The 10,924-nt window shown below is 58.7% G+C and carries 10 protein-coding genes; 5 read left to right on the top strand and 5 right to left on the bottom strand.

Annotated features, from left to right (window positions below; genetic code table 11):
* A partial coding sequence (locus ACQRA4_RS09905; protein ID WP_427822911.1) for an AIPR family protein occupies nucleotides 1-1,127 on the top strand: 1,127 nt, incomplete at its 5' end.
* Nucleotides 1,128-1,129: 2 nt separating this feature from the next.
* Here the strand turns inward: ACQRA4_RS09905 and ACQRA4_RS09900 are convergent.
* From ACQRA4_RS09900 to ACQRA4_RS09890, 3 genes are read right to left on the bottom strand one after another with little or no spacing between them, the layout of a single operon-like run.
* Complete coding sequence (locus ACQRA4_RS09900; protein ID WP_427822910.1) at nucleotides 1,130-2,059, bottom strand: DUF4928 family protein; 930 nt, start codon at nucleotides 2,057-2,059, stop codon at nucleotides 1,130-1,132.
* Nucleotides 2,046-3,185 carry a DNA cytosine methyltransferase gene (locus ACQRA4_RS09895; RefSeq protein WP_427822909.1) on the bottom strand — a complete coding sequence of 380 codons (1,140 nt, stop codon included), beginning with the start codon at nucleotides 3,183-3,185 and terminating at the stop codon, nucleotides 2,046-2,048. The genes ACQRA4_RS09900 and ACQRA4_RS09895 overlap by 14 nt, the downstream gene beginning before the upstream one ends.
* Nucleotides 3,186-3,190: 5 nt before the next feature.
* Nucleotides 3,191-3,616 (bottom strand): very short patch repair endonuclease, encoded by a 426-nt coding sequence (locus tag ACQRA4_RS09890; RefSeq protein ID WP_427822908.1) that lies wholly within the window; start codon nucleotides 3,614-3,616, stop codon nucleotides 3,191-3,193.
* Nucleotides 3,617-3,915: 299 nt separating this feature from the next.
* Here ACQRA4_RS09890 and ACQRA4_RS09885 point away from each other — a divergent pair, with 299 nt between their 5' ends.
* Both ACQRA4_RS09885 and ACQRA4_RS09880 read left to right on the top strand, forming a co-directional pair.
* Complete coding sequence (locus tag ACQRA4_RS09885; RefSeq protein ID WP_427822907.1) at nucleotides 3,916-5,133, top strand: MFS transporter; 1,218 nt, start codon at nucleotides 3,916-3,918, stop codon at nucleotides 5,131-5,133.
* Nucleotides 5,130-5,618, top strand: coding sequence for a methylated-DNA--[protein]-cysteine S-methyltransferase (locus ACQRA4_RS09880; RefSeq protein WP_427822906.1), 489 nt, complete (start codon nucleotides 5,130-5,132; stop codon nucleotides 5,616-5,618). Before ACQRA4_RS09885 ends, ACQRA4_RS09880 begins: the two co-directional genes overlap by 4 nt.
* Here ACQRA4_RS09880 and ACQRA4_RS09875 read toward each other — a convergent pair.
* A complete protein-coding gene (locus ACQRA4_RS09875) occupies nucleotides 5,581-6,366 on the bottom strand; it encodes a class I SAM-dependent methyltransferase (RefSeq protein WP_427822905.1) in 786 nt (261 codons plus the stop codon). The genes ACQRA4_RS09880 and ACQRA4_RS09875 overlap by 38 nt on opposite strands.
* 197 nt (nucleotides 6,367-6,563) lie before the next feature.
* Here ACQRA4_RS09875 and ACQRA4_RS09870 point away from each other — a divergent pair, with 197 nt between their 5' ends.
* Both ACQRA4_RS09870 and ACQRA4_RS09865 read left to right on the top strand, forming a co-directional pair.
* Nucleotides 6,564-7,310, top strand: coding sequence for a response regulator (locus ACQRA4_RS09870; protein ID WP_427822904.1), 747 nt, complete (start codon nucleotides 6,564-6,566; stop codon nucleotides 7,308-7,310).
* On the top strand, nucleotides 7,307-8,689 hold the full coding sequence (locus ACQRA4_RS09865; protein ID WP_427822903.1) for a sensor histidine kinase: 1,383 nt from the start codon (nucleotides 7,307-7,309) through the stop codon (nucleotides 8,687-8,689). Before ACQRA4_RS09870 ends, ACQRA4_RS09865 begins: the two co-directional genes overlap by 4 nt.
* 147 nt (nucleotides 8,690-8,836) lie before the next feature.
* On the opposite strand, the gene ACQRA4_RS09860 is transcribed toward ACQRA4_RS09865, so the two are convergent.
* Nucleotides 8,837-10,534: a sensor domain-containing diguanylate cyclase gene (locus ACQRA4_RS09860; RefSeq protein ID WP_427822902.1), complete on the bottom strand. Its 1,698-nt coding sequence runs from the start codon at nucleotides 10,532-10,534 to the stop codon at nucleotides 8,837-8,839.
* Nucleotides 10,535-10,924 lie beyond the last annotated feature (390 nt).

Here is a 10,924-nt window from a genome sequence, read left to right as displayed (position 1 = left end):
TAGATTTATACGATTTTGGCATCTCATCGGGAAACAGGAAGGTCTTTTATGGTAAAATTTCTGCTGCTGCAATTGCAGAATGGAAGGAAAAAAACGCTACCGCACTATTTGATAAAAATATAAGAACATTTTTGGGGGATACAACAATAAATTCGTCTATAATAGAGTCATTACGGAAAAATCAAGAAGATTTTATAGTACTCAATAATGGCATCACAATAATTTGCGACGAGATAAACGATAGCCTTGCGGGGGCAGGGCTCCGCACTCATAAGCGTCTAATTTGCAATGGAGTGCAAATTGTCAATGGAGCCCAAACTGTTGGGGCATGCCATAAGGCAAGATATAAAGACAATACGGATATATCTACAGTATTTGTCATGAGCAAGATCATTGAAGTTGGCGATGATGATAGCCTCGCTGATCTTATTACAAGAGCAACAAACACTCAAAATAAAATCGAGAGAAAAGATTTTGTTTCCTTAGATGATGTACAAAAAAATCTTAGAATTTCATTTTCCTTGTTTGGCGTTGACTATCTGATTAAATCCGGTGAGACAAGTAAGTCAAAAGCTGACTCCTTGACCCTTGAAGAGGCTACGCACGCATTAATAGTTCAAAAACAAGACATTGACTTGGCTTCGCTGGCCAAAAGAGAAATTGGAAAAATATGGGAAAAGCTCGATGGAAAAAACTACACAAGTCTCTTTAATACAAGCGTTGATGCCACAAGACTATGGAAGCTTGTAAAAATATTCCGCAAAATTGAATCTGAGGTTGCTAATGCTGCTACATTCTATGATGGACGCGGCAAGGGCTATGCAGTGCATGGCAATATATTTCTTGCTATGCAAATATATAAGCGATTAAATTTGAATGATTATTTTGCGAATAATTGCGATGAAGCGCAACTTTCTGAGCATATACAAAAGCAATCAGCCATTGTGTTTGCTGCTGTTTATTTTGTTGGAGAAAAAGACTATGGAGGAAGCTATTTGGCACACCTGTTTAGAAATGCAACAAAATGTCGAGATATCGCGTCGAAGCTTGATGCGCCTATTAATAAGCTATTGCCACATGCAGATACCTTTACAATGGAATTAGCAGATAAGGAATTGAATATATAGCACTATAATTCGATTAACAATGAGGGGTCTGTCTCATATTCTTGAACGATTGCGTTATATCGTGTAATGAGACGTGTAATTTCTGAACGATGAGACTTTTCAGTAAATTCTCCCCATTCTAAAATATTTGTGGCAATAAACTGTTCAGCCTCAATAATATCAATCCGCCCCTCAAGTTCAAACCTCTTGGCATTAAATTCTGCGCCACTTCTACTTTCAGTTATTGTCACGATAATCGGACGTATTCCAGCGTCAATATTATCTTTACACTTACGAATCAGCGCTTCAGAAGGGGCTGTCGTAACGTGGATGGCCACGTCATCAAGTACAAAATCCCCAGCGCGCGAGGTGGGGCAGTCCGCCACATTCGCGCCGTGGTGGGCGACTCTTTTATTTTTGGGCAGAATCAAGTCGAGCTTGGCGCCGACAAGGTGTTGTAGCACAGTGCCAGCATAGGTAGTGCCAGGATTGTCTTTTTGGCGCTTCACGGCCTGGGCGAGCAGGTCGCTAACGATGGAGCGCAAAGATTTGCTCGGATCAAACTTGAGAGTGAAGGGTTTGCTGCTGAAATAGTCCTGAACGCGGGCGATCCACCACTTTTCAATGGCGGCTAAGTCGTCCATCTTTTCTGTATGCAGCGCGTTCAAAAAAATCGCATAATCAGAGGCGTTGCCAAGGCTTCCCCGGCTGGTGCGTCCGCCTTCTTCGGCGAGCACGCGAGTAATGCCGTGGCCTTTCAAAATATTCTGCACTCGCCCCTTGCCCAGCCCTTTGACCTGGCCTTCCCTGTCAGTCCGCAAGGTTTCCGGATCAATGGGAAGGCCGTTTTCGGCAGCAAGCCGAGTGATGTGCAACATGACGGCCAGTTGGCCTTTGCTTCTCAGGGAGTTCGCATCACGAAATTCTGTCAGACGTTTTTCAAGAGAGGTCATCGCAAACCGCCGCAAGAGGCGCAAGAAGGTGTTTTGCCAAATACGCGGCCACAGGAACGGCTACCGCGTCGCCCATGGCCCTGTATCCATCGTTGAAGGCGCCGGGAAGCCTGAAGGTTTCCGGCGCTCCCATAAGCCTTGCCGCTTCACGGGGGTGCAGGATGCGCGTCCTCCACTCTTTACCCTGCTTAATCACAAGATACTGCCTGCTGCTGCCGCCCGCCGGGGTGCGCAGGCATCCGGCAATGTCGTCAAAACGCAGTTCAAGAACCTGTTTCTTGTTCCGAATGCGCTTATATCCAGGGACTACCGGAAGTCCGCTTTCCTGAAGCCTGCGCATATGCGCGGGTGGGATCATTGCCAGATTCTTCCCGCTGGCCGCCGCATCCTGGCAGGGCAATGAGAAATCCACAAGTTCAGAAAGGGTCATAGTCCGTTTTTCTGGTTTGGGAAGGTTCCACCATATCCAGCCATCAAGGCCAGCCGCGACTTTCTGAATCGCGGCCGAGTGCGCCCAAGTCGGTTTTTCCGATGTAAGGCTTCGCGGAATACGCACGCGGGCGTCAACCGCGACAACAAATATCCTGGGCCTGGACTGCGGCAGCCAGTGAACAGCGTCAAGCAGCATGGCGCCGACCTTGTAGCCGCGTTTCACAAGGGCCGCATGCAGTTCCCGGTAGTGCGCGCCGCCATCGGTGGAAACAAGACCGACCACATTTTCAGCCGCCAGAAGCGGCGGACTCTGCGGCATTTCAGCCATGACACGCAACCATTCCCAGACAAGGCCGCTGCGCCTGGCCCTGATGCCCTCGCCATTGCCGGCAAGAGACAAGTCCTGGCACGGAAAGCTGGCCCAGGAAAGAACGCCTGGCGGAAGACGCCTGCCGTTTACATCGGTTATGGAGCAAAGAGTGAAGGGAACGCCTTTATGATTGGCCCAAAAGACGGCGGCTTTTTTGGAGCAAATGTCATTTGCCCAGTCTTCGCGAAAATATGGAGCCAGGGCGTGGCTTACCAGGCCGCTGCCCGCAAAAAATTCCAGCAATGACGGGCGGGCGTCTTTCTTCGGCGGTTCGGATGCCGAGCGGGAAAGACCGTATTGCGGAGCCTCATAAGCTGCGTTCATAGCCGTCATGCGCCGCAACTGCGCGACACGTTAAAGTAATTTGACAATCTTGTCCGCAATGCCGGCAAATTTTTCAGTTCGCACTCCCAGACTATTAAAACGCGCCAACCCAGGGCCTCAAGCTCTTTTTGGTTTTTGGCGTCACGGAGCACAGTGCGGCCAAATTTCCCATCCCAATAGGCTGTATTGGATGCTGGCGTTGTCGCGCGTTTGCAGCCTGGGTGCCGATGCCAGAAACAACCATGGACAAACAGCGCGGTTTTGAACTTGGGAAGTACAATGTCAGGCTTTCCTGGCAGGTCTGACCGTTGCAGCCGGAAGCGATAGCCCATGCGGTGCAGCAAAGAGCGCACAAGTTTTTCAGGGCCGGTATCCTGCGCTTTAACCCGGCCCATCGTCCAACTGCGTTTTTCAGGACTCACCTTGTCCATGCCAAGACTATACCTGCTCTGCTTTTCGATGCCAAGCGGCATAAAATAAAATATTAATTTAATAATTACACATGGATATATAATATTTGGATATGTTTATAGCCTTCCGATCCCTTGGCTGTGGAGGGGAAGAGAAATGAGAATCTTCCACACGACAAGTGAGAATATGCCAGAGCATGGCTCTTCTGAAGCCTGACCATTTTCATTTTGGCCTTTTCGGGGGCGGCATGTTTTGCCTCACCTTTTGCCGCGCCCGGCGTTCCTCTTGATTTGTTCGCTCTTTGGTGTAGCGTCCGGGCATGGACAAAAAGAAAATTCTTCTTCTTTCGCTGGGGCATCTCTCCTGCGACGTCAACGGCGGCGCGCTGCCCGCGCTGCTGCCTTTTGTGAGGGCCAGCTACGGTCTGAGCTATCAGGCCACCGGCGGCCTGATGTTCGCCTTTTCCTGCCTGTCGTCCATTATTCAACCCCTGTTCGGCTGGCTGGCGGACCGTTTCTCAAAACCCTGGTTCATCCCTCTGGGCGTGCTGCTGGCCGGCTGTGGACTGGCCGCCGTGGGCTACATGCGCGAGTACTGGGCCATTTTCGCGGCCATTATGCTCAGCGGCATCGGCGCGGCGCTCTTTCACCCCGAAGGCGCGCGCTTTGCCAACAAGGTCTCCGGCCAAAGCAAGGGCGTCGGCCTGAGCATCTTTTCCATTGGCGGCAACAGCGGTTTTGTGCTGGGGCCGCTGCTGGTCACGGGCTGCGTGGGCTTTTGGGGCATGGGCGGCACAGCGGTTTTCGCCTGCATCGCCGCGTGCATGGCCTCCATTTTGCTCTGGCAGATCGCGCGCATGAGCGCCCTCAAAACCTCCGCTCCCGCCTCCGCGCCGCTTTCCGACGCTCCGGCGGCCAACGCGGCCAATGCGGACGAGGCGGCTGAAACGCCCGGCGTCAACAACTGGCGGGAGTTTTTCAAGCTGGTTGTCTCCATTGTGGCCCGTTCCACGCTTTTTGTGGGTTTCAACACCTTTATCCCGCTGTACTGGATCAACGCCTTCGGGCAGTCCAAGGCCGCCGGAGCCGCGGCCCTCACCGTGTTCTGCGCCTGCGGAGTGATCAGCAACATCATCGGCGGCCTGCTGTCCGACCGTTACGGCTGCATCAAAATCATCCGGCTGGCCTTTGTGCTCATGGTTCCGGTGGTTTTCGCCTTCAGCCTGGCGGACAACCCTTACGCGGCCTATGCCCTGCTGCCCTTCCTGGGCTTTGTGCTTTACGCGCCCTTCAGTTCGCTGGTGGTGCTGGGGCAAAAGCTGCTGGCCCGCAACATTGGTTTCGCCTCGGGCGTCACCCTGGGGCTGGCCACCAGCATGGGCGGTCTGGCCGCGCCCTGCCTGGGCTGGATCGCCGACAATCACGGCCTGCCGCGCGCCATTCAGTGCCTGGGCCTGGTGGCCCTGCTGGGAATGCTGTTTGCCTTTCTGCTTTCCTCATCCGCAACGGGCGAACAGGCGCGGGGAGAAGAGGCATGAGACGCATGCAGCGCTATGACCTGCCCCTGATCGGCGGCGTATCTCTGCTGGAGGAGGACGGTCGCATTCTGGCCCTGGCGCTGGGCCGCAAGGAGGCTGGCGGCCCGCCCGCCTGGCTGGCGGCGGACGCCGCCAGCGAAGAAACGCCCCTGCTGCGCGAGGCCCGCCGCCAGCTTGAAGCCTATCTGGAGGGTCGCCTGCGGGATTTTGACCTGCCGCTGGCCCCACGGGGCACGGAGTTTCAGCACAGAGTCTGGCGGGCGCTGCGCGACATTCCCTATGGCGAGACGCGCAGCTACAGGCAGATCGCCGAGGCTGTGAACTGCCCCGGAGGTTGCCGGGCCGTGGGCATGGCCAACAACCGCAACCCCATTTCCATTGTGATACCCTGCCACCGGGTCATTGGCGCCGACGGCTCTCTGGTGGGCTATGGCGGCGGGCTGCCAGTCAAGAAATGCCTGTTGCGCCTGGAGGGAAGCCTCTGAACCACATGGATTGCGATGCGCTCTCCACGCGTTGCAGGAGGTAGACCGCGCGCTGCGGGCGCCCCAGGGCAAAGCGGGCGGAACGCCTCACCCGAAAGCCTTCTGCCCGCGCAATGCTTTCCACTTCCGCCGCGCTCAGGCGAAAGGTGTATTCCGAGGGCCGGCGGCGCGCTTCGGGCAGGCGCAGGTCTGCGCTGTGCCAATGATTGCCGGGAACATTGTCGTAGGCCCTGTCCACCACATCGCAGGCAATCAGCCCGCCGGCGCGCAGGCTGGGCCGGTAGGCGGCGAGAAAGGCCGCCAGGCTCGCGCCGGGGATATGATAGAGCCAGTTGACCGAAATGATGGCGTCCGCTCCTTTTGGCGGGTGCAACGGTCGCATGCCGTCGTCACGCCAGACCTCCACTTCGCATTTCTGAAGCTCCGCGAGGTCGCGGCACAGGCGCAGGGCCTCCAGGCTCAGATCACTGCCCTGCAAACGGCGGAAGCCGCGTGCCGCCAGCCAGAACAGATTGGCCCCGCTGCCGCAGCCCGGTTCAAAGATCAGGGCGTTTCCGGGCAGAACCTCGGCCAGCCATGCGCAGGCGACACAGACATGCCGCCGCCATTTCCGGTTCTGAATGGCGTACAGATGCCAGGGCTCGGCCCCGGATGCGCTTACCAGCCGCTCCAGCGACGCCGGGGGAATACCCAGATCATGCCCAAAGGGCCAGCGGTCCCGAACATAGTTTTTCACTTTCGTCAGCATTGCTCCTCCCCGTGGTCATTTCGGGATGAAGCTAGCACGGCGCGTCGCCGGAAATATGTGGACGGCATGGGAAAAGGCAACAAAGTGTTGCCGCCGTGAAATTTTGCAATACTTTGTTACAGAAGCGGGACTCGCCTTTGCCCGACGCGCCTGTTATGCTGGCAAAAAATGCGCTTCCCATGCGGCGTTGGCAAACTATGACCCGAAAACAGCATATATTTGTGGTGGACGACGATCCTGACATCCGGGAGCTTCTGTCCGACTATTTGCGCCGTCACGGTTTCGCGGCCTCCACGGCGGGAGACGCCCGCGAGTTTTTCCGTCTGCTGTCCGGCAGGCCTTGCGATCTGGCGGTGCTGGACATCATGCTGCCCGGCGCGGACGGCTATGAGACGTTCAGGCGATTGCGCGCGCTTTCCGCTGTGCCGGTCATCTTTCTCACGGCTCTGGGCGATATCACCAACCGGGTGGTGGGGCTGGAACTGGGGGCGGATGATTATCTGGCCAAGCCCTTTGAACCGCGCGAACTGCTGGCGCGCATCCGAACCGTGCTGCGCCGCGCGGGCGCGCCCGGCGGGGGCGGCGCGGCCACGGCCAGGGCCTTGCGCTTCGCGGGCTGGCTGCTGGATCGCGCGGCCAGAAAGCTGATAGCCCCGGACGGCGTGGTGGTGCATCTGAGCGGCGCGGAACTGCGCCTGCTGCGGGTTTTTCTGGAGCATCCCCAGCAGGTGCTCAGCCGCGACGAACTGCTGGAACACACCCAGGGACGCGACGCCACGGCCTTTGACCGCAGCATAGATGTGCAGGTCAGCCGGCTGCGGCTCCGCCTGCGGGATAACGGGCGCGAAGCGCGCATCATCAAGACGGTCAGGGGCGACGGCTATGTGCTGGCCGCGGATGTTTTTCCGGCCGCCCTGCCGGAGGGCGGCGGGGAGGCCCCTTGACGGCCCGGCGTCTGCCCGGCGGGCTTTTCGGACGGCTGGCGCTGCTTCTGGTCTCCGCCTTTCTTCTTCTGCATCTGGTTACCCTGTTTACGGTGCGCTTTTTTACAGACCGGCAGGCCGCCCGCAACGAAGTGGCGGATCAGGCGGGTTCTCTGGCCCTGTGCCTGCGCCTTCTGGATCATGTGCGGGAACAGGGGGCGCGGGCTGAGCTTGTGCGTCGCCTGGAGCGTCTGGATACCCTTGATATCCGCCTGACGGCCGGCCCGGAACCGGAGGCGCAGAGCGGGGACGATCTTTCGCTGTACCTGCGCTTCCGCCTGCTGGACAGCCTGGCCAACCTTTACGGCCTGCCCTTTCAGGCCGACCATCTGCGCACCAGCGTGCGGCGCGTTCCCGCTTCGCGCGGTGTGGACGGCGCCGTTACCCCCGAGGCGCGCGGCGGCATGATTTATCAGAGCCAGGTGGCCGTGCTTCTGCATGACGGCTGCTGGTATTCCCTCATCCAGACCGGCGTGGCCGCCGGGCCGTCCCCGCATATTGCGCTGCTGACGCTCAGCGCGGGGTCGCTGGTCATGATTGCGCTGGCCTTGTGGCTGGTGCACCGCCTGGTGCGCCCTCTGCACAGGCTGGCCTCCGTCGCCGAGCATTTCGGGCGCGATGTGGAATGCCGCGAACCCCTGCCGGAGGAAGGCCCCGAAGAGGTTCGCGAAGCGTCCAGGGCCTTCAACCGCATGCGGGAGCGGGTGCGCGCGGCCATGGCCCAGCATGAGCGCATGCTGGCCTCGGTGGCGCACGATCTGCGCACGCCCCTGACCCGCCTGCGCCTGCGGGTGGAGCAGGTGCGCCCGGCGGCGGCGCGGGACAAGCTGCTGGCGGACCTGGACGCCCTGGGCGCCATCATGGCCGGCAGCGCGGAACTCACCGGCGACGCCGCGGCGCGGGAAGCGCCCGTACCCACGGATATGGCCGCTTTTCTGGAAAGCATGGCGGCGGACCGTCAGGAGATGGGGCAGGATGTCCGCTTCTCCGGCCAGTGCGCGGAAGCTTTTCCCATCAGGGAGAAGGCCCTGCGCCGCTGCCTGGAAAACTTGCTGGATAATGCCCTGCGCCATGCGGGCCACGCGGAAATATGCCTTGAACGGCAACCGGACGGGCTGCGCATCGACGTGCTGGATCGGGGGCCAGGCATTCCCGAAGAGGAATTGCAGCGGGTTTTCGAGCCTTTTTACCGGCTGGACCCGGCGCGCGCCCGTCATACCGGCGGCTGCGGTCTGGGCCTGTCCATTGCCAGGGCCACGGCGCGCCTGAATAACGGCGATCTTGCCCTGTTCAACAGGGCGGGCGGGGGCCTGTGCGCCCGACTGCTGCTGCGGGCCTGACTGAAGCGGGGAGAAACGGTGCGGAATGTTCGCGTTCGCGCGCTTTCACACTGTTTGGCGAGGCCCGCGATCCGGGCCATGAACACGGGCCAGGCGCCGGGCAGAGGCCGACGGGGCCCGGCGGACAGGGCGGCGTGAGAGAAAGACTTATCTGGAGGGAAGGCGGTCGTCGTCGCTGACGCTTTTGCCGGTATGAGCCTCAATCCAGCTCTTGAGCTGCTGTTGCGCTGATTCGCGCTGGGCTTTCTTTTTGCGCAGCATGCATGTATCCGCCTGCACCAGGGCCTTGGCCAAAGGCGTGTCCAGGCTTTCACTGTGGGCCAGCCCGAAGGACGCCAGAATGGGCAGACGCCTGGTATGCCGGTTGCGTTCAATAAAGCAGTCTTCAATGGCTTTGAGCTTTTTGAGACCATCGCCTGGCGCGCAGTGCGGCAGCAGCACCACAAATTCGTCCCCGCCCATGCGCGCCACGCAATCCGAGGCCCGCAGGTTTTTGCGCAACAGCGTGGCGGCCTCCGACAGCACCGCATCGCCGGCGCTATGACCCAGATTGTCGTTGATCATCTTCAGACCGGTGATGTCGCTGTAGATCACGCAGACCGGCCGTATGCCCTCCCGTTCAATACGTTCGATCTCCAGATTGCAGTAACTCCGACTGCGCAAGCTGGTGAGCGCGTCATTTTTGACCATATCCTCCAGCTTGTCCCTCTCGTTCTGAACCGAGGTAATATTGGTGATGAAACCCACCATATAGCGCGCCCGTCCGTCGGCATCCCGCGAGGTCACGCAACCGCGCCGGAAAATCCATACCCAGCTGCCGTCGGCGCGCCGCATGCGGTAGGTGCATTCAATGGAATCGCCATGACTCGGCGAAGCTATCATGGCCAGATGGCTGTTGACGATCTTTTCGCAGTCGTCTGGATGAATTTTTTCTTTCCAGGAATTGACCGTGAAGGGGAATTCCTCCCGCGTATAGCCGAGCATGGTCAGATAGCGGGGGTTGCAATGCATTCGATTGTTTTGCAGGTTCCATTCCCACAGGCCGTCGCCCACGGCTTCCAGGACGTAACTCAGGCGGCCTTCCGAGAAATACAGGTTATGGAGGGCCGCGCTTTTCGCGTGCTGCAGGGTGCCGGCCAGCAACGTGGCCTGGCCGTGACTGTCGCGCTCCAGCACGGAACCGCGCAGAAGCATGTGCTCATACTGCCCGCCGCCAGACAGAATTCTGACGATGTCGTCCCGGCTGTCGCCCTGGGACTTCCGTTCAATCAACAGGCGATAGCCCTGGTGCAGGGCTTCTTTATCTTCGGGGTGAACGTTCGGCAGACTGGCGTCATGGGCGATGAAGCAGCTTTTCGATGCCGGAGCGCCCAGCAGAGCCGCGCAGGCGCTGTCCCGCCAGACGCACTTGTTGGTGATGGAGTACAGCCAGATGCCCACATCAGGCAGAACATCCTGCCGCTCCCCGAAAAAGGCTTCGGCCTTGACCGCCGGCCGGGACGGGACGACGTCATACCGACCGATGGCCCTGGTGGCCCGGCCGTTTTCATGGCGGCTCAGAACCAGCATGTGCTCCTGAATCTGAGTATTGTTGAAGAGATAATCGCATTGCAGGCTGGAACCGGCCAGACCGCTGAGCACGCCTTCGCGCAGTTTGCTGAGCCGGGGCAGCGCGCGGGGCGGAATATGTTCGAGAAAATGCGCCATGCTTGCGGGCGCGCTGGGCAGCTTCAGGAGGCTGCACGCGCCCAGACTCAGAAAAAGAGTGTCCGAGGCAATGTCCCATTCCCAGAGCGGCTCACTGGAGGTCAGCGGGATAAGGCATGCGACCGGCTGCGTGGACATGGATAAATCCTTGTTGTGGTGTTCTGTTCCAGCGGACCAGAGTTCTGCGCAAAAGGTTCGCTATGCCATCTTTCTCCGCAACCCTTTCAGTTGCATCAGCATTTTTATAGAACATTAGCCCTTTATGCAAGTCATGATCTCGATGCGCCCATGAAGGGAGCAGAAGCGCGTCTGCATTGCCAGGTCCGCGCAACGCCCGCTTCGCGCATTGCGGGTTTGTCTGAAATATCGCGGCGGCACGCCCGGCGGCCCGGAATGCCGCGCCCTGGCGTCATGCAATGACGCGGAGTTGCCCGAATCCGCGCGGAAGCTCGCACCCCGTCAGGCGGAACATCCGATTTTCGCTGGCGGGCCTGTTCGCGGCGCGCGTTTTCAGCCGGGCGCACTGCG

The organism is Desulfovibrio sp. SGI.169, from assembly GCF_050313595.1.
Classification (GTDB): Bacteria; Desulfobacterota; Desulfovibrionia; order Desulfovibrionales; family Desulfovibrionaceae; genus Desulfovibrio.
This window is presented reverse-complemented; position numbering and strand designations above follow the sequence as displayed.